Genomic DNA, 24,201 nt, shown 5'->3' with positions numbered 1-24,201 from the left:
TAGTCGGCCACGCGGATGTCACGATCCGAAGGACAGCTCCGCGGGGGTGTCGCCGTCGAACGGCAGCACGAACCGGCGCGGCCAGGACAGCACGGTCTCCAGCCAGCCCGCGCTCATCGTCTGGGCCACGTACTTGACCCGCTCGCGCGGCTCGACCCCGATGGCGACCGTCGTCACGTCACGCTGGATGCCCTCGTGCTCGTCGTCGCCCAGGATGACCCGCCAGGCCAGCGCGCGGTTGCGGTCCACCTCCATCGACAGCGGGTGGTGACGCAGCGCCTTGGCGCGGTGGCCGAGCAGCTCGGTGCGCACGCCGACCGCGACGCCGCCCTCGGCCGGCTCGGCGCCGTTGACCCCCTGGTGCGGGTACGGCCGCCCGGCGGGGTCGGTGCCGAACAGCGGATACTCCATCGCCGGGGCCGGGCTGCGCAGGTTGGGCGCGGGATGCCCGTACGGGAACAGCCGGTCCACCTCGTGCAGCCAGCGGACCTGCGGAATCACCCAGGCCGCGCCCGGCCGTTCGCCCGCCCGCATCGGTGGCTCGCTCTCCGCGCCGTCCGCCTGACCCGCCGCGAGCAGCCCGGCGGCGACCTCGGCGGCCTTCTCGGTGAGCAGCGCGGGATCGAACCACGTGCGCAGCGACCAGGCGCGGCGTGAGACCGACCGCTCGACCAGCGTGGCCAGCAGGCACTCGCGCCGCTTGGCCGGCAGCTCCGCCCATATGTCGGCGAGCACGCGCGGCACGCCCGGCAGCGACCGGTTCGTCACGAACGCCAGGACGACCGTGTCGGTCCAGATCCGCAGCCACGCCCACTCCGGGGCCACCGCGAGCAGGTCGGCCTCGCGCAGTTCGACCAGCGTGCACGCCTTCCCCGTACGGCACTCGCGCCCGCAGGCGGCCGAGCGGCGCCCGCAGATCGGCGGCACCGGGCCGAGCGTCTCGCGCTCACGGTCCTCTCCCAGCGGCACCTGGACGCGCAGCGGCCGGTCCATGCCGTCGGCGAACACCGCGGCGAAGCCCGGCTGGAGCGACACCACCTGGCGTGACTGGTCCTCGCTCAGGTTCATCGCCGCGCCGACGAGCGCGCGGTCGTCCTCGGCCGGGAGCCGGTGCACGACCTTGAGCGCGGTGTTCTTCACCACGTCGGAGACGAGCTTGGTGGGAATCTGCTCGGCCACGATGATGCCCTCGCCGTACGCCCTGATCTCGGCGAGCATCCCGGCCAGCAGCTCGACGGCGTGGGTGGAGGCCCGCTGGGAGCCCCGGTCGCGCAGCAGCCGGTGGGCCTCCTCGATGACGATGACGTGCCGCAGGCCGCCGACGCCGTCCTCGGCGCGCGGTTCCGAGCGGGCGCGCATCCGCAGGTGCTCGACGATGCGGATGATGAGCGTGCCCATGAGGAACGCCTTGTCCTCGTCGTTGGCCACGTCCTCGATCGCGAGCACGACGTTGCGCTGGAGCAGGCCGCCGATGTCGGCCGGGTGGCCGCCCTCGAAGAACCGGCCCGCGCTGCCGACGCGCAGGCTGCGCAGGCGCAGGCTGATGAAGCCCTCGACGTCGGCCTGGACCTCGTTGCCGTACCCGATCTCCTGGATGACCTCGAGCGCGTGCTGCTGGAGCTGCTCCAGGGTCGGCACGGCCGGCTGCACGGCGGCCCCCGGGATGCCGCCGCCGGTGACCACGTCCCAGCCGTTGGCCTCGTAGACGCGCTGCAGCGCCAGCGACATGATCTGCGGGAACGGCTCCTCGGCGTCGAAGGCCGCCATGAACAGCGCCCGGACCATGTCGATGTGGGCCTGCACCGGGTAGCCGGGCTCGGGCGCGAGCGGGTTGACGCTGATCGGCACGTTGTCGGGCGCCGAGGGGTTGATGACGGTCAGCGGCGCCAGGTGCTCGACCCGGCCTGCCATCGCGGCGTACTCCGACTTGGCCGGCTCGATCGCCAGCCACGGGATGCCCGCCTTGGTGAGCTGCTCGAGCAGGTGACGCACGGTCTGCGACTTGCCCGACCCGGTGGCGCCGGTGACGAACGCGTGGCGGTTCAGCGTGGCCAGCGGCACCCGGAACGTTCCGACGGCGCGGTCCTGCCCGTCGACGATCGCGCCGAGGTCCACGGTCTCCGCCGAGCCCTCGACCTCGGCCTCGCTCGTGACGTCGAAGAAGCCCGCGTCGAGCACCCGGACCCCCGGCACCTCCCGGCGCGGCAGCCCGGCGAGCGCGGCGAGGGCCCCGGCCGTCGCCGCGAACGGCGCCGCCGCGCCGTCAGCCGAGTCCTGCAGGTTGACGGCCAGCGCCTCGCTGAAGCCGTACACCGACTCGCAGGTGCCGTCGCCGGTCAGGGCGGGCAGCGACATCGCGCTGCGCAGCCGGTAGGGGTGGTGGCTCATCTCCACCGAACCGACCAGCACCGGAGCGATCTGGCGCAGCTCGTCGGGGCCGGCCGCACCGGCGAGCACCCGGACGTTCCACAGCCCGGCCTCGCGGAAGGCGTCGAGCTCCTGCATCCTGCGCTCGGCCCGCTCGGCGTCGAACCGCGACCGCTCCGAGGCGTCGCCATACTGGCGCAGCACGTTGAGCTGGGTGCGCAGGTGGGCCACCTCGGCGTCGAGCAGGTCGGTCGGCTCGGCGACCACCACCCACGCGAACGGCCGGGACATGAGCGTGACGAGCGTCGACTCGAACAGCGTGGGCCGCTTGGGCTCGTCGGGCTCCGGCTCGCGCCTCCCGTAGAGCGGCGGGGCCTGACGGCCGGGGCACGGCGTCCAGACCAGGTCGGCGAGGTCGGCCAGCCACTCGTCGCCGATCTCCACGCCGCGCGCGCCGCCGGGGAACAGCAGCGGCTGCGGGCCGGTGACCGGCGGCTCCGGCGTGGTCGCCGCCCGCTTGGGCGGCTTGGGCGGTGTGAGCGGTCCCGCGTTGGTGATGAGCTCCAGCGGCGCACCCGAACCCCGCGACAGCCAGCCGATGACGAACGGCCGGTTGCGCTGCGCGGCGGACAGAACCGCGGGGAGCACCGTGACGAAGTCCCACTCCGCGGACGAACTACGCGATGGGGCGGTGATCGCCTGAATCCGGTACCACGGCCCGCTCAGGGGAAACGGCTGCATCAGACCCCTCAGGTGACGACGAACAGGGGAGAGACTCCTTCAACGATCACGCGCGCACACCCCGGTTGACGATGCCCTTACCGACAGCGGACGGTGTCATGGGCGCGTACGACGTTTCGGGAGCGGTCATGGCCGCTTGCGCCAGTCGAGGCGAGGCGGCGGCGGGCCGAGGTTCGGGGGCACGTCGGGCAGCGCGGGCTCCTCCGGCTCCGGCTCGGGCTCCGGTGGCGCGAGGGCGGCCCGGCGGATCTCCTCGAACTCCCCCAGCGTCGTCTTCGGGAAGGTGAGTATCGCCGGGTTCGCGTCCGCGAGGCGCACCTGGCGTCCCTCAGCCGTCGAGTAGGTCACGATCACGGAGGTCGTGGGGAGCTGCTGGAGCTGGTGCGGCTCGACCAGGAACTCCCGCGACCGCTGCAGGACGCCGTCGGTGACCGTGGGCGCGTGCCGCCCCCACTCGGTCGACTCGGTGATGTCCTCCCGCAGGTCGCCCTCGCTCTTCTCCTCCCCCTCCGTACGGCTCTCGCCGACGGTGGAGGTGTAGAACCCGCTCGGGCCGTTGACCGCCGAGCTGAACGTCTCGGTGAGCTGGGCGAGCTCCAGGCGGTGCTCGGTGCCGACGTGCTCGCTGGCCACCCGGGCGTCCTCGGCGTTGCCCAGGCGCATGAACGCGACCGCCGCGTGTCCCCGGCCGAGCCGTTCCCGCACGGTCGGGGTGAGGCTGCGGTAGGTCAGCACGAGCCCGGTGCGCGAGGTCTCGCAGGCGTCCATGAGCCGGTCGAGCACGTCGCCGCGCAGTTTGTCCGCACCCGCCACGATGATCGTGTGATACCAGGGCCGCTCGCTCGCCGGCGACTGGCGCAGGATGTGCGTGAGCGCGGTCGCGACGTAGGTCCCGAGGACCCGGTTGCCGAAGACCCCCGCCTGCCGGTCCATGCTGACGACCCGCAGCCGTGCGGGCGGCAGCCGTACGGCCTGCGAGCCGAGCGTCTCCAGCTTGCGCAGCTGCGATTCCAGCGCCCAGGCCCGCTCGATGACCACCCGGTCGGCCACGCCCCGGCCGAACAGCGTCCCGATGCGTTCGAGCTGCGACGCCGTGAGCAGGCCGCCCTTCATGTCGTCGCGCGGGTCGCCCACCTGCGCGAGTGCCCGCAGGGCGGCGGTGACCTGGCTGATCGTGGCGTTCTCGCCCAGGACCTCCAGCACGCGCTCCAGGATCGCGTTGTCGAAGCCGATGTCCCTGCTGGTCTCCTCGCTCACGCTCACCACGTGGGCGAGCACGTCGGCGAACGCCTCGGGCTTGAGCGTCGCGCCCAGGTCGAGCCGGGGCAGGTCCACCGGGAGCACCCAGACGAGCGGGTCGTCCCCGCCCCTGCGCGCCAGCTCGATCAGGTCCTTGGCGATCGCGCCCTCCGACAGGTCGAGCACGGTCAGGTGGCCGCCGCTGTAGAGCCGGGTCGCGCCGATCAGCGTGACCAGCGCCGACCAGCCGGTCAGCGTGCCCCCGGCCACGTCGACCCGGTCGATGTCGTCGGGCACCGCCACGGCATACCAGTTGATCTGCCTGTCGAAGCGGTTCTTCTTCTCGGCCCAGTCGCGGTATTTCGCGGCGTGCTCCTCCTGGGCCGTGACGATCTCCCGCTGGCGCCGCTCCTGCTCCCGCAGCGCCTTGCGGCGGCGCTCGTCGAGCCGCTCGTTGACCGTACGGTCGCCCTGCCGGATGGCGTAGGTGCAGATGGCGGCCACACCGCCCGCGGCGACCAGGCCGAGCGCCACGAACGACCAGGTGAGCAGGCCGGTCACGCCGAGGACGAGGATCCCCGCGGCCACCACGGCCATGAACGTACGGAAGATCCGGACCGGGCGGTTGAGCAGGTCCTTCTGGAGCCGCTCCCGGTGGATCCACTCGGTGTCCACCGGAGGCTCGGTGACGTCCTCCCTGGCCGGTCGCTTCGGCGGCGGCCCGGGGTCCGGGTAGAGCAGCGCGTACTGCCAGCCCAGGTAGATCCGGTCCGCCTGCAACTGGGCATACTCGGGGTGCGGGTCGCCCACGGGCCCTCCATGTCCGCCTCGGTCACAGCGTAGGAGCTGGAAGCCCTGTCAGGGCGCGCTTCTCGCCATTCGGACGTATTTCCGCGTGGGGGTCCGAACCATTGCGACCAATGGGGCAAGTGTGGTCGTACTACCATCGCTTGCCATGACGTCATCCCCCAATGGCGCCCGTCGACGACGCCCGGTCCTCGTCCCGGTCGCCCTCGCCCTGGCTGTGGTGGGCATCGGCGTCACGGCCGCCTTCGGCGGCCTCAAGGAGGCCCCGGAGAAGCCCCCGCCCACGGTCTCGCCCGGGGACACGATCGACCAGGGGCAGTTCCGCACCCAGTTCATCAAGGCGATCGACACCACCGAGAAGGGCGACTTCGGCGACACCAAGCGCTACCTGGAGCTCGTCCTCAAGGTCACCAACATGGGCGAGAACACTGCCTCGGTCGGCCTCATGCCCGAGCCGGGTAAGGGCTTCTCCCGGAGCACGACCTTCGCCAGCTCCCTGCTGCGGACCCGTCCGGAGATCAAGACCAAGTACGGTCCCAAGATCTCCGTGCTCAGTCTGGGCATCGAAAGCCAGCAACTACATCCCGGAATCACCACCACGGTCGTGGTGAAGTACGACCTCGAGCCCACCGCGACCGCACCCCCGGAGATCAGCATCGACGTGGGCTCGTTCGTGTACGAGGAGCTCGGCCTGCGCGACCAGACCCATGACTGGTGGCTCTCGGGCGAGCTCAAGGACGACAAGGGCCCCTTCGAGCCTGAGGTGGCCGCGCGGATCACCCTTCCTGTACGGAAGGAGAGCAGCTGATGACGCTCACCCAGGCGGACAGCCGTACGGCCCGTCGTGCCGCGAGCCGCAGGCCGCCCCGGCGCGGTGTGGGGCGGCGGATCGCAGCCGGAGCGGCCGGGATCGTGCTCGCGGCGGCGGCGGTCTACGCACAGCAGAACTTCACGATGTCCTTCGAGCAGCGCACCTCGTTCCTGACCTACAAGGGTCGGATCGGCGAGATAGTGGAGACCAACCGCTTCACGGTGAAGGTCAGCTCGGTAAGCGCCGCCCACGCCGTGGACACCGTGGACTTCTCCAACAAGGTGACCAAAGTCGAGACGAGCAACCTCTTCCTCCTGATCGAGGTCTCCGCCACCACCGCCCGTGCGCCAGTGCGACTGCGCCCCTCCGCGCCTCCGACGCTGCTGACCGAGGACGGCCGCCGGTACCGGCCGACGGACAAGGTGAGCGACTCCCTGACGCTGTTCAACAAGTGGCTGCAGCCAGGGTTCTGGTCGAGCGGAGTGCTCGTCTACGAGGTTCCGGAGGATGCCGCGCCGGGAGCTCGCCTGGTCTTCAACCCCGACACGGGCGGGGCTCTCGTGGACAGCCTCTCTCCCGAGGCGGAGATCGACCTCGGGCTGTCCGGCAGCGCCGCCACACGCTTGATCTCGCAGGCGGAGGACTACCACTCACTGGTGAGCAAGAGCGGATGACCGAGACGCCCATGGACGGAACCCCTCCGAGGAACGGCCCGGACTCCCGGGACTGGTTCGCTCCCCCGGCCGAGCAGCCCTCCGACATCACCTACAGCGGCCCGCTGCCGCGGCCCATGCCGGCGGCGCCGCCCTCCGTGCCCATCCCCGGCACGCTGAAGCCACCGACGGATCTGCGAGTGTGGCCCCCTCTGGAGCCCGAGGGAGAGGACAGGTCGACACAGCCCTTCCCCGCCCTCCGGACGAACCGGAAACCTCCGCCGCTGCCCACGGCGCCCGCGCCGGTGGCTCCCCCTTCCGCTGAGCCTCCCGGCGAGCCCGCCGCCACGCCGGCCACCCGGACCAGGCGAACCGGCCTCCTTGTCGGGAGCACCGTGCTCTCCGTCGTACTCGCCGTCGCCGTCCCCTCCTGGTTCGGCTATCGCGCCTACGACATCTTGCAGCCGCACTACGTCGTCCACGTCGTCCCTGCGGGGCAGGCAGGCGTATGGCAGCACGTGTCGTGGCGCGTGAGCGTCGAGAAGGTCAACGACCCCACCGGCAAGCCGGAGCGATCCGACCGACAGTGGTTGAAGATCGTGGCGACCAGGACCGCGCTCGACGCCGAAGGCGCCATCCGTCACGGAGCGCCGGTGGAGGTCAAGCTCACCGACCGCGCCGGGCGCACATGGCAGTTGGAGAAGCTGAACGACGAGACGCCCTTCGACGTGAAGGAGAACAAGGTCGGCACGCCGTACCGGCTGGAGATGATGGGCGTGGTTCCGCGCTCCGCGGCCGACGAAGTCGAGGTCCTCCTGCGGCCGAGCACTTATCGGGACGTGCCCGGCCAGTCCACCGAGGACTTCTTGAAGGACGCCTTCAACTCGACGGAGAAGGACGATCAGGTTCTGAGGTTTCGCCGGTGAGGGGCGCCCGACCCTCCAGCCGGGAACGGGTCGCCGCCAGGTCGAAGGTGGCGGCGACCAGGCACATTGTCACTGCTGTGACGACGAGGTCCTTCACATAACCGACCGGCTCGACTGTCACCAACCAGAAGTACGGGGTGTCGCTCGCCAGCAGGTAGTCTCCCGCCCTGCCCAGGTAGTCCCCGCCGATGTGAAGGCCCACGTAGCACAGGGCGAACAGCCCGAACAGCGGGGCGCCGCCGCGCGCCGTCAGGCGCAGGGAGTTGAGCAGGGGGATCCACCGGGCGGTCCAGCCGGCGCTGAGCTTGGCGAGCGCCCGCCGCGTCCAGTCATGCGTGCGCTCCAAATGGACCGCCGCCTGTTCCAGCCGGGTGCCCCTGATCGTGGTCTGCGTGTCCTCCGCGTACGCGCCGTAGACGAGGATGCCGACGGTCAGCCAGGCGAGCGGGACCGCGAGCGCGTCGATGACGTACGGCCAGATCTCGCCGACCCATCCCCAGAACTCCTGCCAGCCCGGGACGCTCGCTTCCGCCTTGGCCGCGAAGTCATGCCAAGCCGCGACCGCGGCCCGCCCGCCGATCCAGTCGGAGCGCGCCCCCACGGCGGCCGCCAGAGCGTTGAGCCCGTAGAACGCGAACGCGAGCTCGGCGAATGTCGCCATGATCCCGGAGAAGCGTCCGTTGCCGGCCTCGTGACGCCGGCCGAAGTACAGCTTGGCCAGGTACGCGACGGCCATCGTCACCAGAGACACCTTCGGGTCCAGGCTGATGAGCCCCGCCATGACGCCGCTGTGTTCACCCTTCACCGCATCGTCGAAGAGCTGGGTCGGCGCCCTGAGCAGGTCCATGTTCATGAACGCGCGGACGTCGTCCTTGACGAACCCCCAGGTCGTGTAGATGCCGGCGAAGACGAGCGCGGTCCGGTTGAGCGCGTTCAGGAGGCTCTCCTTGGCCTCACCGCCCGCGCGCCGGGCCTGGGTCTCCAGCAGCGCCTCGCGGACGACGTACAGCATGCCGACGGTCGTGGCGAGCGACGTCATCACGACCAGCGTGAAGAGGAACATCACCACGACGAGGCGGGCCTGATACCACGAGCCGTGCGAGATGGTCGCGGCCAGCAGGAGCAGCGCCCACCGCACGAGCCGTCCGGCCGAGAACCAGAGGATCAGGGGGAGGGCGCACTTCGCGAGGATCCGCAGGGCGTTCAGCGGCAGCGCGTACGGCGACAGCGCCCAGGAGGCCCGGCGCGGCGCGGCATCCTGGCGAGGGGCGGCAAGTGCGGACGTTCCGGACACCTGCCGCATGGTATCGGCTCCCGTGTGGCCCTGCTGACCCATTAAGCCGCCGGTCCGGAACTCAGCAGCCATGAGCCCCTTTTCATCCTGATCTTGCTGGTCAGAGCGGGCGCAGGAGGCGGAGGAACTCGGAGTTGAGGGAGAAGTGCGGCTCCAGGTGAGAAAGCAGCCGACCAAGGTCCATGCCCCAACCGGGAGTCTCGTTGCTGTCTTACCCTGCCGCGATTCCCCTGTCGAACCACACCTTGAGTCGTCTTGCCGACCTCATCCGCACCCGCCGTGCCGAACGCCGCAGCCGAGGGCGACGTCTGTCCCCCGGACGGCAGACGCTACTGGTGCTGGCCCATCTGCGCACCGGGGACACCTACACCCGCCTGGCCAGCGGTTTCACGGGACCTCGATCCCGATCGACCGGCTGGCCGCTGAGCGGCCGTACTACTCCGGGAAGCACAAACGCCGTGGTATGAACGTCCAGCTCCTGGCCGACCCGGCGGGCCGGCTGGTCTGCGCCTCGCCCGCCCTGCCCCCGCCACTCGCGACCTGGCCGCGGCACGCACCACCAGCCTTATCGGCGCCTGACCACAGCAAAGGTGAGGACCTTCGCCTACAAGGGGTACCAGGGCGCAGGCGACACCATCCGTACCCCGTTCAAGCGCCACCGGCTCCGGCCACCGCTGTCAATCCACCAGCGATCGATCAACCATGCTCACGCCCGCGTCCGCGCCTGTGGCGAACGCGCTGTGACCACCTTGAAGACCTGGAAGGACTTGACCCAACTACGCTGCTGTCCGCACCGCACCATCTCGATCGTGCAGGCCGTTCTTGTCCTGCAGCTCATCGATGAGGGCCGCTGCCCAGGAGGCAAAGCGCTCCATCACTGCCGGTGGATCTCCAGAACGGCACGAACGAATACCGGTGGCGGTAAGTACCCATGCCTCTGGATATAGCGGACATCTCTTCAGCGACCACCTGCTCGTCACGTGACAAGGCCATGATCTCGTCGGTTGCCATGAAGGTCGTCGCAGTCCCCAACAGCCGGAGAACGACCCGTCGCCCTCGGGTCGCCGCCTCGCGGAGGCCGGCAGGTTCGCATGTCACCATTCAGTCGCCTCCCTGACGGGCCGAACACCCGATCAGGCCACGTGAAGCCATGCGCGCAGTGCTCGGCGAATGACTTCGCTGGCACTGGTTTGATCGCGCTTGGCCCGTGTGATCAATGCAGAGCGCAACTCGGGATCGAGCCTCACCGGAACCACGTCGGCAGGCGCGGAACCAATGGGACGCCTGCCTCCCCGGCGACGAAGAGTCTCCACGTCGTATCCCTCTTCGGCTTCTTCCGCCAGTGCGGCTATGAGTTCGTCCGTTACCGGCACGCCACTCGAGGTCGGAACGTCTCCGTCCATCCTAGACATGCTCCCTCCTCGATCCCCCTCGCAAGAGATCCCGGTACTTGCGCCTCATAGGCATCGCATGTATGGCCAATTCCCGGCCGTCGTCAAGGTAAAGCACGATAGTTTCCAGCAGGTTCCCTGCACGGTCCGGACCGAGGCGCAGCTCTCGCCGCGGCCCCTCTCCATCCTCGTGCGCGAGGGGATAGGCGATAAGGAACCCCCTTGTCGCGTGAACGACGTCCTCGTGGGCGATGCCGTGCTTGAGCGCGGCCTTGTGCACCTCGGTAGCAAACGTAATACGAAACGTTCAGTAACGTTGGGTAAACGGACTATTACCCTCTACGCAGAAGGCCGGTGCGTTCGTAGAACGCACCGGCCTTCTCGTGAAGCGGTGGATCAGACGGTGACCGAGAGCTGGGCGACCTCGCCGAGCTTGGCCTCGACGGGGACGTCCTTGGTGACGCCGCCGCCGGCGATGATGCGGACGGTCCACTGGCCGGGCGCGGCGAAGAAGCGGAAGATGCCCTCGTCGGAGACGACGACCTCGCCGGTGAACTCGCCGCTGTGGTCCAGCAGACGGGCGTACGCCGTGCCGGCGCCGGTGACGACGCCCTGGATCACGGCCTGGTTGGACAGGTCGATGCCGGCCGGCAGCGCGACGGTCTGCTCAGGAGCAGCGCAACCCTGGATGGTCATCAGCGGGCCTCCCCCAGCTCGATCGGCACGCCCACGAGCGAGCCGTACTCGGTCCACGAACCGTCGTAGTTCTTGACGTTGGGCTGGTCGAGCAGCTCGTGCAGCACGAACCAGGTGTGCGCGGAGCGCTCGCCGATGCGGCAGTAGGCGATGGTGTCCTTGGCGAGGTCCACGCCGGCGCCCGAGTAGAGCTCGCGGAGCTCGTCGTCGGAGCGGAAGGTGCCGTCGTCGTTGGCCGCCTTCGACCACGGGATGTTGCGGGCGGTGGGCACGTGGCCGCCGCGCTGCGCCTGCTCCTGCGGCAGGTGGGCCGGGGCGAGCAGCTTGCCGGTGAACTCGTCGGGCGAGCGGACGTCGACCAGGTTCTGCTTGCCGATCGCGGCGACGACGTCGTCGCGGAAAGCGCGGATGTCGTTGTTCGGCTCCTGGGCCACGTACTGGGTGGCCGGCCGCTCCACGACGTCCTCGACCAGCTCGCGGGACTCCAGCTCCCACTTCTTGCGTCCGCCGTCGAGCAGCTTGACGTTCTCGTGACCGTAGACCTTGAAGTACCAGTAGGCGTAGGCGGCGAACCAGTTGTTGTTGCCGCCGTACAGGACGACGGTGTCGTCGTTGGCGATGCCGCGCGACGACAGCAGCGCCTCGAAGCCGGCCTTGTCGACGAAGTCGCGGCGGACCGGGTCCTGCAGGTCGGTCCTCCAGTCGATCTTCACGGCACCGCGGATGTGACCCTTGTCGTAGGCGCTGGTGTCCTCGTCGACCTCGACGAGCACGACACCCGGCGTGTCGAGGTTGGCCTCGACCCAGTCGGCGTCCACCAGAACGGCGGAGCGGCTCATTGGATTCTCCCAGGTTGTAGACGGCGAATGAGCAGGTACATTTCGCAGCCCAGGCAGAAGCCGAACGCTGCGTTGAGGAAGGCGGCCAGCAGTGCCGCTGCTGTCGCACCCAAGGCCAGTGCGGTGATCCCCGCCGCGAACCCGATCAGGCCCACCACCGCGAACCCCAGCCCGACGGCCTGCGCGAACCGCGGCGGCGCCGCGTCCTCCGTCTCGGCCGGCGGCCCCAGCCTCGGCCGCACGAACCGGCGGAAGACCAGCCCGTACGGCGACGCGTCAGCGGCGCCGAGCGCGAAGACGATCGCCTGTGCGGCGAGCAACCAGGGATTCTGCGTGACCAGTACGACCGCGAGGACCGCGGTGGTCACGGCCGCGCCGAAACGCGGACCACGAGGGTCGATCTGCATCGTGGGGATGCTCCTGAAGGATTCTTGGAACGCGGCACGAAGCCGCAGGAATCACCCTCAGGCCATGCGACAGAGCGAGGTCGCGACGCGGCAGAAGTCAACCGCGCGCCGCTTCGTGAGCAGCTCTGTCGTGGGAGTCATGAGCACGACAGTACCTTCCGTCTCGGCATCTGTCACACCTTGTCCGATGGTTGAGACGGCCCGTGAGACGCGCCGTCCACGGCCGCGCCGAGCGCGGCGATGACGTCGGCCTTGCGCGGCTGGCCGGACGCCCTCTTCACCACGTTGCCCGCCCCGTCGAGGACGAGCACGGTCGGGGTGCGCAGCACGTCGAAACGCCTGACCAGATCGAGGCGCGACTCCGCGTCGATCTCCACGTGCCGTACGCCGGGGACCATGCCGGCCACCTCGCCCAAAATCCGGCGGGTCGCCCGGCAGGGCTGGCAGAAGGCGGTCGAGAACTGCACCAGCGTGGCGCGCTCGCCGAGGTCGGCGCCGAGATCACCGCTCGTCACCGGGGCGTGTTCCACGACCCGCATCCTTCCGTCGCGCCGTCTCACGACCAGCCCGAGGACCACGCCCAGGACGAGCGTGGCTATGAGGGTCGCGATCCCTGCCATCACCGTCTGCAACCGCAGGCCCGGTGCGGCTGATTCCCGCGCCGCATCACGGCGAGGTCACAGCCTGACGGACACCAGGACGCGGCCGCCCGAGTCGGCGACCTCGATCCGGTCGATCTGGCGGGGCCGCAGCGCCGTCGAGCCTTCGAGGACCATCTTCTGCCCGCGGTACTCACCTCTGCCCACGGTCCGGCTGCCGAGGCTCGAGACCGTGCCGTCCTTGGCGACCGCGCGCAGCGTAACGACCGTGCCCGCCGGGACTCCGGCGACCCTGGCGACGACCTGCGTCCCGCCGTCGTGCGGCACGAGCCGTACGGCGATGCGTACGTCGCCGCTGCTCCCGCGCGCCTCGGACGGCACGGGCGACGCGGTGACGGTCGCTTCGGCGGCCGGCGGCTGGACCTTCCTCGCCACCGCCCCCGGCGACCCCGTCGCCCCAGGAGCGGGCGACGCCGGGGCGAGGAAGACCTGTGCTTCCGGTGCTTCCGTTCCCGCCGCGTCGGCCTGCGCCTGGTCCTGCTGGGCCTGCGCCGCCTGATCCTGCGACGCCTTCTCGGGGGCCGCGGCGGCCGCCCCCACTGTTGTGCTCTCCGAGGTTTTCTGCGCCGCCGACACCCACGCCGTGCCGCCCGCCGCCGCGACGACGACGGACGCGGCGAGCGCGAGCAGCACGCGGGACCGGCGCCCGCGCCGGGTGGACGAAACGTCCGCGGGCGCGACCGCCGCGGAGGCCGAACCCGCGGACGCACTCACGAGACCATCCGCGGACACATCCGCGAAGACATCCGCGAATACGCCGTCGAGCACGGCGCGCGGCGGCGCGGCGGCGCGCTCGATGTCCTCGGCCGACACGCGGGCCAGCAGCGACGGCAGCCCGGACAGCTCGGCCAGCTCCGCCCGGCATGCCGCGCAGGTCTCCAGGTGGGCCTCGACCTCGGCGGTCTCCTCGGCGTCGAGCGCCCCCAGCACGTACGCGCCGAGCGAGATGCGCACCTCCTCGCAGGTCATGGCGCCAGCCCCCGTTCCTCCAGGGCGAGCTTCAGCGCCCGGAGGGCGTAGTAGGTCCGCGACTTCACCGTTCCCGGCGGGATGCCGAGGATCTCCGACGCCTCCTTCACCGATCTCCCCCGGTAGTACGTCTCCAGGAGCACCTCGCGGTGCTCCGCCCTGAGCGAGGCCAGCGCCTCCGCCACCCCCCACGATTCGACGGCCCGTTCCAGCTCGTCGTCGGCGGGCAGCACGGCGAGCGCCTCGTCCCCCGTCTCCTGCGGCCTGGACTTGCGGGCCCGGTGCTGGTCGACGACGAGATTGCGGGCGACGGTGAACAGCCATGCGCGAACCGGGCGTCCCTGGAGCCCGGAGGGATGCCGCCAGGCCCGAAGCAGCGTCTCCTGCACCACGTCCTCCGCCCTGCCCGGATCACCGGTCAACCGCAGCACGTAGCCGTACAGCGGCCCTCCGTGATCCTCCCAAAGTGCGCGTATGAGCTCCTCGTCGGCGGTTCCGGCTGGACTCACATCCTCATCACGTACGCCGCGGCGCGGTGGTTCGACGGTGTGACGATCGTCACGCGAACCCTCATCGGAGGGGGACATCGGACGCGGTGCCCTGGACCGCGAGCCCTTCGCTCGTCGACTTCACCCGGGTGATCCTGAGGTTGAGCGGAAGGTTCTTCACCGGCACCGTGAACGAGATGAGCCGCTCGGGGTTCGGCACGGGGATGGCACCGGCGATCTTCACGTTCGCGGGCGTGAGCCGTATCCCGCCCTGGACCACCTGGATCTTCATGTCGGCGGTGACCGGCACCTGGTTCCCGAGCACGGGCACGCTGCCCGAGACGCGGAGTTTGTCGTCGCCGGCGCCCTCGACCTTGATGCCACGCGGCGCGTGGGCCGACAGGGTCTGCCGGGAGATGACCACGGTCCCCGTCACGCGGTCGGCCCTGATCTCGGTGGCCGCGGCGTTCTGGATCAGGTCGGAGAGCGGGGCGGTGACGCCGTACAACGTGGCGTCGATGCGCTCGAGCTGGACGCCCTCCCGCTCCACCTTCCCGATGCCGATGCTGATCTCCTCATACCGGCCCGAGATAGCCTGGGTGAGGAACGGTATGCCCTTCACCTGCACCGACGGTGCCTGCGCCAGGTCGTACTTCGCCTCGATCTGCCGGGCGATCTCACGCTGCACCCCGACCACGGCGACCCGGTCGAGCACGACGAGCAGGATGGCCAGCAGGGCCACGGCCACGACCAACTTGCGCATCCGACCCCTCCGAAGGCGCCTTTGTGATCAGAGTAGTCGCTCATCCCCCGGCGAAAGGGGGTAAAACCTCGACCACGGCGCCTTCGGGGAGGTCGATCGTCGCCGGATCACGCGTGCCCACCGGGGCGCCGTCGACGAGGAAGGAGCACCGGCGCAGCACGCGCTCGACGGCAGGGTTCCGCGAGATCCCCGCGAGCAGGTCCCCCAGTGTCTCGGCGTCGAACGGCTCCTCCGGCACTCCGGCGGCCTCCTTGGCCGCCGCCCAGTAGCGGATCGTTCCCGTGGCCATGATGCGCCGCTCCCCTCACTCTCACATCACCCTTCGGAAGCTCTCCGTCACCGTCACGTTACGTCGGTAAACCACGTGACGTGTTGTTCACACGGGTGACGCACATTGGACGCAAACTTCGTGTGGGCTACCCTACGAATTAATGGACTCGGGCGATGTGGCCCCCGGGTCCTTACGTGTTTGTACGGCTGTCGCGGTTTCCAGTGCTGCAAACGGCGCCGAGCCGACATGGTGCGAGGAGGCTCATGTGAGCAATCTGCTCCTGCTGACCAACGCTCTGGAGCCGTCGGCGGAGGTGCTCCCGGCACTCGGACTGCTGCTGCACTCGATGCGGGTCGCGCCCGCCGAGGCCTCCGCGCTGATCGACACGCCCCCGGCCGACGCCATCCTGGTGGACGCGCGCCGCGAGCTCGTGCAGGCCAAGAGCCTGTGCCGGCTGCTGCGCACGACCGGCGTCACCTGCCCGCTGATGGCGATCGTGACCGAGGGCGGCCTCGCGGCGATGACGGCGGAGTGGGGTGTGGACGACGTGATCCTCGACACCGCGGGACCGGCGGAGGTCGAGGCCCGGCTGCGGATGGCGATCGGGCGGCTGTCGCTGGCCGCCGCCGACGAGGTCCCCGACGAGATCCGCAGCGGCGACCTGTCGATCGACGAGGCGACCTACACGGCCCGGCTGCGCGGGCGCGCGCTGGACCTCACCTTCAAGGAGTTCGAGCTGCTGAAGTATCTCGCCCAGCACCCGGGCCGGGTCTTCACCCGCGCCCAGCTGCTGCAGGAGGTCTGGGGCTACGACTACTTCGGCGGCACCCGCACGGTGGACGTGCACGTACGGCGCCTGCGGGCCAAGCTGGGCGCCGAATACGAGGCGCTCATCGGAACGGTCCGCAACGTGGGCTACCGCTTCGTCCCCGACCGGGGCGGCGAGCAGGCCGAGACCGAACCGGCGAGGCGCTGAAGACGGTACGGCTCACGTCCTCGCGGGCGTGAGCCGCGGCGTCCGCGAGATCAGTCCTTCACGGTGAACCCGCACCAGGGGGTCCAGCCGGAGACTTCCTTGCCCTGTTCCGCCCGCACCCGCCACCGGTAGGCGCCCGCGCTCAGCGTGCCGGGGTCGATGGTCAGGGCGAGCACGCGGCCGCTCGGCCACATCGGGCGCGTGCTGCTGATCGGCGTCGTCCCCTCGCCACCGGTCACCTCGAACGTCCCGCGCAGACCCGGATGCCTGCCGAGGGGCACGGGGCTGGCAGCCAGGACGATGGTGTCATTCTTCGAGACGACCGCGGTCCCGGCCCTGCAGAGCTGGTTCGGCTGGTACGGGTCCGTCTGGATCCGCAGTCCGGTGGGGGTCTGCGGCGTTTCTTGAGCGGCGATCGCGGGGCTCGTGATCGCGTACAGCGCGCCCGCCGACACGGCGAGTACGGCCGCGGCCAGTGCGGCGAGGCGGTATCTGTGCTGCATCTGCACCTTCTCCCGGATCAGAAGAGATAGAGGAGGACTCTGCCGTCGTACTGGACGTTGCAGGCCCAGGAGTTCGCCTGTCCCTGCCCCTGTGCGATGTCGGCGCCGTCGTAATCGCACTGGTTGAAGGCGTCCCGCACCGAGTCGTACCGCGAGAGGTCGGCGGTGTACGTGTAGGAGGGCGTGGCGGTGGACGACGGCGCCGGATAGGTGTAACCCACTCCGACCTTCAGCTTCGTGTGGGTGCGCGTGCCGTCCGCGAGCAGCTCACCGCCGGGTCCGACGAGCTTGCGGCCGGCGGCGTACCCGTAGTCGCCGTCCCAGGAGTAGTGCACGCCGAGGTAGATGCGGCTGCGCGCATCCTCCTGCCCGGCCTGGCTGAAGCTCGTGAAGGAACGCGTGAGGAACCTCCCCGACGAGTCCACCGCGTGCGGGTCCTCGGTGCCGACCGTGAAGCTGATCGAGTCCGTCCCGAAGTACTCCTGCATCGAGGCGGCCCAGGCGCCGGCGAAAGTGGCGTGCCCGGAGATGTACGCCGGGAACGGAGGGCTGAAGTGGACTCCCGCGGTGTCGGCGGACAGCGGCTGCCAGGAGGCGTCGGGGGTGGTCTGGGCATTGCCGTCGTCGGCCGCGAGCTGGATCGCGCTCTCCGGGCGCCACAGGTCGATCGGGGTCAGATACTTGGCGTCCCAGGCCACGATCGCGGCGTCGGCCAGCGCCGCGCTGACGGTCGAGAACAGCTTCGCGTTCTCCAGCTGACTCAGGCCGCGCTGCTCGGAGACGCCGCGGGTCGTGTCGAGGAGCTGGCCCGGCGGTTTATAGGTGCCGTTGAGGTCGTTCGCCCAGAACCAGGCGATCTGCGTCTGCTCGGCCGTCCGGGTGGTGCTGGTGGCGCCGCCGAGCGACTTCACCTCGTTGACCTGGTCGGCGTACGCCTGGCTCCGCAGCAGCGAGGTGATGTCCGAGAACCCCCCGGGAAGCTGTGGCCGGGCCGAGGACGACGAGACGGGGCTCAGGTCCAGCGTGCCGTTGGCCGGCCAGTCGACCGGGTAGCGATAGTCGGGGGCCGGCTGGGGCGAGCCGTACCGGTAGAACCTGTGGAGCTTCCCCCAGTTCGGGGTGGCCGCGTCGCCCGATCCTGTGGGCCGCCACTGCCCGGGCGCGGTGCTCGGGACGTACGACGTGTTGTCGGTGGAGCCGTCCCCGGCCCGAGTGGCGATCATGCGAGCCGCGGCCTGCTCGCCGATGCTGCGCCCCGACTTCTGCGCGTCGGTCACGGGTGCGGCCGGCTCCGCCTGGGTGAAGAATGGCGTGAAATCCACCTCGGGAAACACCCCGGTAAGCACTTTGTACGCTGCGTAGTCAATTGCAGTCGTGACGTCGGGATTCGCCACCTTCGGCGACGGGTCGATACCCGGGTTGTATATCCCACCGAGGCAGTCGACCGGGCGCAAATCGCGTCCCTGCTTGTAACACTGGGTGTAATTCGCCGCGTCGTACACGGCGAGGTGCATCATTGCGGCCGCTCGTGCGAGCGGGCCCGGAGCCCCACCGACCTGGCGGAACGCTTCCAGAAGCACGTCGTTCCAGTAGAGGACCCGGTCCCCCACGTCCACCGCGGCCCGGGCGGGCGCCGCTGTCCCCAGCCCCGAGAAAAGCACGGTCAGTGACATTGTCGAGGCGGTCAGTGCACGGAATAACCGTATTCTGGTCAAGGCACCTTCTTTCCGATTGCGACCAGTCGGTTGGAGTGTAGGCAGAAGTTTCGGCGTTGATCAATGACATTTTTGTTAAGTCCGTTGTAACGACAGAAATATGACGTGAGACATGACGAAGGCCCGCCCCCGGGACCGGGAGCGGGCCTCGACGTGCGGAAGAGCTACTTGATCAGAGTGATCCGGCCGGTGGCCGGCGGGGCGACCGGCGAGTGCGCGCCCATGTAGGCGACGAACGCGTCGATGTCCAGCGGGCCGCTCCACAGATCGGCGCCCTTGGTGAACACGGTGAAGCCGTCGCCGCCGCCGACGAGGAAGTTGTTGGCGGCCACCCGGATCTGCTGGGTGCCGGTCACCGAGGTTCCGTTGATCTTGATGTCGGAGACCCGCGAGCCCTCCGGCTTCGTCGTGTCGAAGGTGTAGGTGAGCGACGAGGACGGCTGCAGCAGCCGGTGCGTGACCGCCCCGGTCACCGGGTCGACCTTCCAGATCTGCTGCTCCAGCAGGGCCTTGAGCTGCTCCCCGGTGAGCGTGACGACCTGCATGAGGTTGTTGAACGGCTGCACCTGGAAGGCCTCGCCGTACGTCACGACGCCGTCGCCCTCGGAGCCGCTCTGCGCGTACGTCAGGGGCGCACGGACGCCACCCGGGTTCATCAGCGCGATCTCGGCGCCGCCGCCGGACTTCGTCGCCTCGAGCTGCGCGTCGGCGATCAGGTCGCCCAGCGGCGTCTCTGGCTTGGTGGTGGCGGCCGAGGAGTTGTTCACCAGGTTGCCGATGTCGGCGGTGATCTTGCCGATCGGCTTGTTGGCGACGGTCGCGACCCGGTCCTTCCAGACCTGGATGTACGCCTCGGTGTCGGCGTCCGGGGTGACGGTGCGGGTCACCACGTTGTTCTTGGCGACGACGCTGGAGCGGATGACGTCCTTCGTCCTGCGGTCGACCCGGAAGTCGATCTGGGTGATCGCGCGGCCGAACGACGAGCCCTGGGTGTAGACGCGGTCCTGACCGGCCGGGTCCTTCACCTTGCAGACGTACGCCTGGTGGCTGTGGCCGCTGATGACCAGGTCGACCTGCGGGTCAAGGCCCTTGGCGATCCGCGAGCCGTTGCCGGGGACGACCGGGCACGAGCTGGGGTCCTGGTTCGGGGTGATGTTGTCACCCTCGTGGACCAGCACGACCTGCGCCTTGACCCCGTGCTTGGCGAGGTAATTCGACACCTTGTTGGCCGCCGCGACCTCCTCGGTGAACTGGAGGCCCTTGATGCCGGCGGCGGTGACGATGTTCGGGGTGGTCTGGGTCACCAGGCCGATGAACCCGATCTTCACCCCGTTGATCTTCTTGACGTAGAAGGGCGGCAGGGCGTAGTCGCCGTTGCCCTCCTTGAGCACGTTCGCCCCGAGGTAGTCGAAGCTCGTGCCCTTCCACTCGCCGGCCGGCGAGCAGCCGTCGACCGGGTGGCAGCCGCCGTTCATGATGCGGTTGAGCTCGTCGATGCCCTCGTCGAACTCGTGGTTGCCGGCCGAGGAGGTGACCAGGCCGAGCTTGTCGAGCAGGGCGGCGGTCGGCTCGTCGTGGTAGGCGGCGGACAGCAGCGGCGACGCGCCGATGAGGTCGCCCGCGCCCACCAGGAGGGTGTTGGCGTCGCGCAGCTGCTTGAGGTGGGCGGCGAGGTAGGACGCGCCGCCCGCGATCGAGTACTTCGCGCCGGCGATGCCGGTCAGCGAGCCGTCGGTGTCGGTGTTCGCGCCGTTCGGGTCGAGGATCCGGGAGCTGGACCCGGTCGGGGGCTCCAGGTTGCCGTGGAGGTCGTTGATGGTCAGCAACCGGACGGGAACGGAGGGACCGGGCTTCTGGTCGTGCTTGCCGGATTGGGGAGCGGAAGATGCGGCGGCCGTGCCCATCGTGAGGGCCGCGACGCCCACCACGGCGGCGCCGGCGACGGCCAGTCGCGTCAGGGATGCTCGGGTCATGACCCTCGACAGTAGAGCGGGGACCTAAGCAGGAAATGGCGCAAAGATAACGATTCAGGGAGGGAACCCATGGCGTCTATTGCCGAAGCCCGGTAGGGGGATCGCCGGGCCTTCACCTATCGTGCCAGACATGGACGTACGCGTGGAGATCACGGAACGGCTCGATGACGAGCAGGTGGCGGCGGTGCTCGCCCTGGTGAAGGCGGCCGCCGAGGCCGACGGTGTCGCTCCGCTCAACGAGCACGTGATGCTCCAGGTGCGGCACGGCGGCGATCACGGCGGCGGTCACGGCGCGAGAGCCGTACTGCTGTACAAGGACGGAAACGTCGCGGGCTTCGCCCACCTGGACCCGGCGGACCCGGAGGAAGGGCCGAGCGGCGAACTCGTGGTGCATCCGGCGTTCCGCCGGCTCGGCCTGGGCCGGCGACTGCTGGGCGACGTGCTGGAGGCGAGCGGCGGCAGGCTCCGGTTGTGGGCACACGGCGACCTGCCCGATGCGGCCCGCCTCGCCGTACGCGCGGGCCTGACCCGGGTGCGGTCCCTGTGGCAGATGCGCCGCCCTCTGTCCGAGCCCCTGCCCGCCGCCACCTTCCCCGAGGGCGTACGGCTGCGCACGTTCGAGCCGGGACGCGACGAGGAGGCGTGGCTGGCGCTCAACGCGCTGGCCTTCGCCACGCACCCCGAGCAGGGCTCCTGGACGGAGGCCGACCTCGAACTGCGAAAGAGTGAGCCGTGGTTCGACCCCGCGGGCTTCTTCCTCGCCGTACGGGGAGACGCGCTGGCGGGCTTCCACTGGACGAAGGTGCACGGCGGCGACGAGCCGATCGGGGAGGTCTACGTGGTGGGGGTCTCGCCAGGCGAGCGCGGCACGGGCCTCGGCCGGGCGCTGACGCTCGCAGGGCTCGCGCACCTGCGCGCGCTCGGCCTCGCCCAGGTCATGCTCTACGTGGACGAGGAGAACAGCGCGGCGGTCCGGCTGTACGAGTCCCTCGGGTTCACCCGATGGAACACCGACGTGATGTACCGGCGCTGAACGCCGACGGGCCGGTCCCCGCTCAGGGGCCGGCCCGTCCGTGCGTGACCGTCCTCTATCCGAGGACCAGGTTGAGGATGAAGTAGCCGATCGCCGCGACGATGGCCGCGGCCGGGATCGTCAGGACCCACGCGGTCACGATGTTGCCGGCGATACCCCATCGCACGGCCGACAGCCGCTTGGTGGCGCCGACGCCCATGATGGCGCTGGTGATCGTGTGCGTGGTCGAGATCGGCGCGCCGAACCCGATGGCCGCCGTGTAGAGGACACCGGCCGCCGCCGCCTCGGCCGCGAAGCCCTGCGGCGGATCGAGGTGAATGATCCTGCGGCCCAGCGTGCGCATGATGCGCCAGCCGCCGGCGTACGTGCCGAGGGAGATCGCCAGCGCCGACGCCGTGATGACCCACTCGGGGATGCTCGCGTCCTTGGGGACGTACCCCCCGACGACCAGGGCGAGGAAGATCACACCCATCGTCTTCTGCGCGTCCTGCAGGCCGTGGCCGAGGGCCATCCCGGCCGCCGACAGCGTCTGGGCGTACCGGAACCCCTTGCCCGCCTTATGAGGATTGGCCTTGCGGAAGATCCACAGAATCGCGATCATGATGAGCGCGCCCAGGAAGAAGCCCACGACCGGCGACAGCACCATCGGGATGACGACCTTCTCGACCACCCCACCCCATTTCACGGCCTCGGTCGCGGCCAGGGCTGAACCGATCAGGCCGCCGATGAGAGCGTGACTGGAGGACGAGGGCAGGCCGAAGTACCACGTGATGAGGTTCCACACGATGGCACCGATCAGCGCGGCGCCAACGATGATCAGGCCGTGCCTGCCGTCCGGGGGAGCGATGATCCCCTTGCCCACGGTCGAGGCGACCGACGTGCCCAGATGCGCGCCGATGAAGTTCATGACCGCGGCCATGAGCAGCGCCAGACGGGGCGTGAGGGCGCGGGTCGAGACGGAGGTGGCGATGGCGTTGGCGGCGTCGTGGAAACCGTTCGTGTAGTCGAACACCAGCGCGATGACGACCACGCCGATGACAAGCGCGAGCTCCACTTAGCTTTCCTTGACCGCGATCGACTCGATCGTGTTCGCCACGTGCTCGAAGGCGTCGGCCGCGAGCTCGAGCTGCTCGATGACCTCGCGCATCTTCATCACGGTCAGCGCGTCGTACTCGCCGCTGAACAGCTTCGCCAGCAGCCTGCGGTAGACCTGGTCGGCCTGGTTCTCGAGCCGGTTGATCTCGATCCAGTACTCGTTGAGGTGCTGCATCCCGCGCAGGCGCGGCATCGCGTCCGCCGTGAGCTCGGCGGCCCGTTCGAGGACCTCCACCTGACGTACGACCTCCTTGGGCAGGTGGTCGATCTGGTAGAGGACGATCAGGTCGGCGGCGGCCTCCATGTAGTCCATCACGTCGTCGAGATTCGACGCGAGGCGGTAGATGTCCTCACGGTCGAAGGGCGTGATGAAACTCTCATTGAGCCGGTTCATTATCGCGTGAGTGCGCTCGTCGCCCGCGTGTTCGCAGGCGCGCATCTTCTCGGCCAGACCCTCCCGGTCCGAACCGTCGCTGATGATCTCGACCAGCAGACGCGATGCGGTGACGAGGTTGTTCGCCGAGTCGGCGAACAAGTCGTAGTAGCTGTCCTCACGGGGCGTGAGACGCAGGCGCACGTCGTTTCTCCAGATGTGCGGGGACGGTCCGCAGAGAAGGGTACGGGTTACCAGTGGAAATGCGAAGTTCAGGCCACGCAAGCCCGCTTGTAACCTACTCTTCCCCTTCCCGCTGCCCAGAACGTCGCCCGTGACACACTTGTTGCCTGGGCCGCTTCAGACCTTGGTGCGGTGGAAGTTCAGGAACGACCTGCTCGGCGTCGGCCCCCGCTGCCCCTGGTAGCGCGAGCCGTACCGGTCCGAGCCGTACGGGAACTCGGCGGGCGAGCTGAGCCGGAACATACAGAGCTGACCGATCTTCATACCCGGCCACAGCTTGATCGGCAGCGTGGCGACGTTGGACAGTTCGAGCGTGACATGCCCCTCGAAGCCGGGGTCGATGAAGCCGGCCGTCGAGTGCGTCAGCAGGCCCAGCCGGCCCAGGCTCGACTTGCCCTCCAGCCGCGAGGCGATGTCGTCGGGCAGACTGATCACCTCGTACGTACTGGCCAGCACGAACTCGCCTGGGTGCAGGATGAACGGCTCGTCGCCGTCCGGCTCCACCTGCCGGGTGAGGTCCGGCTGCTCCATCGCGGGGTCGATGTGCGGGTAGCGGTGGTTCTCGAACACCCGGAAGTAGCGGTCCAACCGCACATCGATGCTGGACGGCTGGATCATCGCCGGGTCGTACGGGTCGAGCTTCACCCTGCCCGACTCGATCTCGGCACGGAGGTCACGATCGGAAAGCAGCACGGGTGCAAGGCTAGTGGGCCCCCTGACCGGCGGGTATCGGGGATCTTCGCGTCGGGACTGCAGGAGCACGCCCCGGATCCGCTACAGTAGGGGCAGCGACGGGCTCCACAGCCGGTCACGCGGGTGTAGTTCAATGGCAGAACATCAGCTTCCCAAGCTGACAGCGCGGGTTCGATTCCCGTCACCCGCTCCAAGCGAGAAGGCCCAGGTCAGGGAGCACATCCCAACCCGGGCCTTGATTGTTTCCGAGGCTCTTTGATCTTCGCGGGCCATTAG

At 69.5% G+C, this 24,201-nt stretch carries 23 protein-coding genes, 1 tRNA gene and 1 pseudogene; 7 read left to right on the top strand and 18 right to left on the bottom strand.

The window, feature by feature from the left end:
- Positions 1-18: 18 nt before the first annotated feature.
- Together IL992_RS34530 and IL992_RS34525 are read right to left on the bottom strand one after the other, a co-directional pair.
- Complete coding sequence (locus IL992_RS34530) at positions 19-3,108, bottom strand: ATP-binding protein (protein WP_193207521.1); 3,090 nt, start codon at positions 3,106-3,108, stop codon at positions 19-21.
- Positions 3,109-3,234: 126 nt separating this feature from the next.
- The gene (locus IL992_RS34525; RefSeq protein WP_193207520.1) at positions 3,235-5,157 is read right to left on the bottom strand and encodes a hypothetical protein; all 1,923 of its coding nucleotides are present in this window, start codon (positions 5,155-5,157) and stop codon (positions 3,235-3,237) included.
- 145 nt (positions 5,158-5,302) lie between these two features.
- Here IL992_RS34525 and IL992_RS34520 point away from each other — a divergent pair, with 145 nt between their 5' ends.
- From IL992_RS34520 to IL992_RS34510, 3 genes are read left to right on the top strand one after another with little or no spacing between them, the layout of a single operon-like run.
- The gene (locus IL992_RS34520) at positions 5,303-5,962 is read left to right on the top strand and encodes a hypothetical protein (RefSeq protein ID WP_193207519.1); all 660 of its coding nucleotides are present in this window, start codon (positions 5,303-5,305) and stop codon (positions 5,960-5,962) included.
- Entirely contained in the window at positions 5,962-6,639 is a 678-nt protein-coding gene (locus IL992_RS34515) for a DUF4352 domain-containing protein (protein WP_193207518.1), read from the top strand. Before IL992_RS34520 ends, IL992_RS34515 begins: the two co-directional genes overlap by 1 nt.
- Positions 6,636-7,544, top strand: coding sequence for a hypothetical protein (locus tag IL992_RS34510; RefSeq protein WP_193207517.1), 909 nt, complete (start codon positions 6,636-6,638; stop codon positions 7,542-7,544). The genes IL992_RS34515 and IL992_RS34510 overlap by 4 nt, the downstream gene beginning before the upstream one ends.
- On the opposite strand, the gene IL992_RS34505 is transcribed toward IL992_RS34510, so the two are convergent.
- Positions 7,498-8,838 carry a hypothetical protein gene (locus IL992_RS34505; protein WP_193207516.1) on the bottom strand — a complete coding sequence of 447 codons (1,341 nt, stop codon included), beginning with the start codon at positions 8,836-8,838 and terminating at the stop codon, positions 7,498-7,500. The two genes, IL992_RS34510 and IL992_RS34505, sit on opposite strands and share 47 nt — an antisense overlap.
- Before the next feature lie 203 nt (positions 8,839-9,041).
- Between IL992_RS34505 and IL992_RS34500 the strand changes: the two are divergent.
- Positions 9,042-9,785, top strand: a pseudogene (locus tag IL992_RS34500) (transposase family protein).
- A gap of 186 nt (positions 9,786-9,971) precedes the next feature.
- On the opposite strand, the gene IL992_RS34495 reads toward IL992_RS34500, so the two are convergent.
- The 9 genes from IL992_RS34495 to IL992_RS34455 form a co-directional block, all read right to left on the bottom strand.
- Positions 9,972-10,241 carry a ribbon-helix-helix domain-containing protein gene (locus tag IL992_RS34495; protein ID WP_193207515.1) on the bottom strand — a complete coding sequence of 90 codons (270 nt, stop codon included), beginning with the start codon at positions 10,239-10,241 and terminating at the stop codon, positions 9,972-9,974.
- Between the two features lie 384 nt (positions 10,242-10,625).
- Positions 10,626-10,925 (bottom strand): DUF1416 domain-containing protein, encoded by a 300-nt coding sequence (locus tag IL992_RS34490; protein ID WP_142564902.1) that lies wholly within the window; start codon positions 10,923-10,925, stop codon positions 10,626-10,628.
- Positions 10,925-11,764: a sulfurtransferase gene (locus IL992_RS34485; protein ID WP_193207514.1), complete on the bottom strand. Its 840-nt coding sequence runs from the start codon at positions 11,762-11,764 to the stop codon at positions 10,925-10,927. Before IL992_RS34485 ends, IL992_RS34490 begins: the two co-directional genes overlap by 1 nt.
- Positions 11,761-12,171 carry a DUF4395 domain-containing protein gene (locus IL992_RS34480; protein ID WP_193207513.1) on the bottom strand — a complete coding sequence of 137 codons (411 nt, stop codon included), beginning with the start codon at positions 12,169-12,171 and terminating at the stop codon, positions 11,761-11,763. The genes IL992_RS34485 and IL992_RS34480 overlap by 4 nt, the downstream gene beginning before the upstream one ends.
- A gap of 173 nt (positions 12,172-12,344) precedes the next feature.
- Positions 12,345-12,710 carry a TlpA family protein disulfide reductase gene (locus IL992_RS34475; protein ID WP_226874306.1) on the bottom strand — a complete coding sequence of 122 codons (366 nt, stop codon included), beginning with the start codon at positions 12,708-12,710 and terminating at the stop codon, positions 12,345-12,347.
- A gap of 138 nt (positions 12,711-12,848) precedes the next feature.
- Positions 12,849-13,799, bottom strand: a complete 951-nt coding sequence (locus IL992_RS46865; protein ID WP_226874289.1) for an anti-sigma factor family protein — start codon at positions 13,797-13,799, stop codon at positions 12,849-12,851.
- Positions 13,796-14,308, bottom strand: coding sequence for a sigma-70 family RNA polymerase sigma factor (locus IL992_RS34465; RefSeq protein WP_256862628.1), 513 nt, complete (start codon positions 14,306-14,308; stop codon positions 13,796-13,798). The genes IL992_RS46865 and IL992_RS34465 overlap by 4 nt, the downstream gene beginning before the upstream one ends.
- 61 nt (positions 14,309-14,369) lie before the next feature.
- Positions 14,370-15,050 carry an LmeA family phospholipid-binding protein gene (locus IL992_RS34460; RefSeq protein WP_193207510.1) on the bottom strand — a complete coding sequence of 227 codons (681 nt, stop codon included), beginning with the start codon at positions 15,048-15,050 and terminating at the stop codon, positions 14,370-14,372.
- A gap of 40 nt (positions 15,051-15,090) precedes the next feature.
- Positions 15,091-15,339, bottom strand: coding sequence for a MoaD/ThiS family protein (locus IL992_RS34455; RefSeq protein WP_193207509.1), 249 nt, complete (start codon positions 15,337-15,339; stop codon positions 15,091-15,093).
- A gap of 247 nt (positions 15,340-15,586) precedes the next feature.
- Here IL992_RS34455 and IL992_RS34450 point away from each other — a divergent pair, with 247 nt between their 5' ends.
- Entirely contained in the window at positions 15,587-16,297 is a 711-nt protein-coding gene (locus IL992_RS34450; protein ID WP_193207508.1) for a winged helix-turn-helix transcriptional regulator, read from the top strand.
- A gap of 50 nt (positions 16,298-16,347) precedes the next feature.
- On the opposite strand, the gene IL992_RS34445 is transcribed toward IL992_RS34450, so the two are convergent.
- The 3 genes from IL992_RS34445 to IL992_RS34435 form a co-directional block, all read right to left on the bottom strand.
- Positions 16,348-16,800, bottom strand: a complete 453-nt coding sequence (locus IL992_RS34445; protein WP_193207507.1) for a hypothetical protein — start codon at positions 16,798-16,800, stop codon at positions 16,348-16,350.
- 17 nt (positions 16,801-16,817) lie between these two features.
- The gene (locus IL992_RS34440) at positions 16,818-18,122 is read right to left on the bottom strand and encodes a vanadium-dependent haloperoxidase (RefSeq protein ID WP_319019015.1); all 1,305 of its coding nucleotides are present in this window, start codon (positions 18,120-18,122) and stop codon (positions 16,818-16,820) included.
- Positions 18,123-18,679: 557 nt separating this feature from the next.
- Entirely contained in the window at positions 18,680-20,488 is a 1,809-nt protein-coding gene (locus IL992_RS34435; RefSeq protein WP_193207506.1) for a bifunctional metallophosphatase/5'-nucleotidase, read from the bottom strand.
- Between the two features lie 130 nt (positions 20,489-20,618).
- Here IL992_RS34435 and mshD point away from each other — a divergent pair, with 130 nt between their 5' ends.
- Positions 20,619-21,521: a mycothiol synthase gene (gene mshD / locus IL992_RS34430; protein WP_193207505.1), complete on the top strand. Its 903-nt coding sequence runs from the start codon at positions 20,619-20,621 to the stop codon at positions 21,519-21,521.
- Between the two features lie 55 nt (positions 21,522-21,576).
- Here mshD and IL992_RS34425 read toward each other — a convergent pair whose 3' ends face one another.
- The 3 genes from IL992_RS34425 to dcd form a co-directional block, all read right to left on the bottom strand.
- The gene (locus IL992_RS34425) at positions 21,577-22,575 is read right to left on the bottom strand and encodes an inorganic phosphate transporter (protein WP_193207504.1); all 999 of its coding nucleotides are present in this window, start codon (positions 22,573-22,575) and stop codon (positions 21,577-21,579) included.
- Complete coding sequence (locus tag IL992_RS34420; protein ID WP_079315406.1) at positions 22,576-23,193, bottom strand: DUF47 domain-containing protein; 618 nt, start codon at positions 23,191-23,193, stop codon at positions 22,576-22,578.
- A 156-nt stretch (positions 23,194-23,349) separates the two neighbouring features.
- Positions 23,350-23,925, bottom strand: coding sequence for a dCTP deaminase (gene dcd / locus IL992_RS34415; protein WP_193207503.1), 576 nt, complete (start codon positions 23,923-23,925; stop codon positions 23,350-23,352).
- A gap of 119 nt (positions 23,926-24,044) precedes the next feature.
- On the opposite strand from dcd, the gene IL992_RS34410 reads away from it, so the two are divergent.
- Positions 24,045-24,118: transfer RNA gene (locus IL992_RS34410), tRNA-Gly, on the top strand.
- Positions 24,119-24,201: the final 83 nt, after the last annotated feature.

Source organism: Microbispora sitophila, from assembly GCF_014892245.1.
Classification (GTDB): domain Bacteria; phylum Actinomycetota; class Actinomycetes; order Streptosporangiales; family Streptosporangiaceae; genus Microbispora; species Microbispora siamensis.
This window is presented reverse-complemented; position numbering and strand designations above follow the sequence as displayed.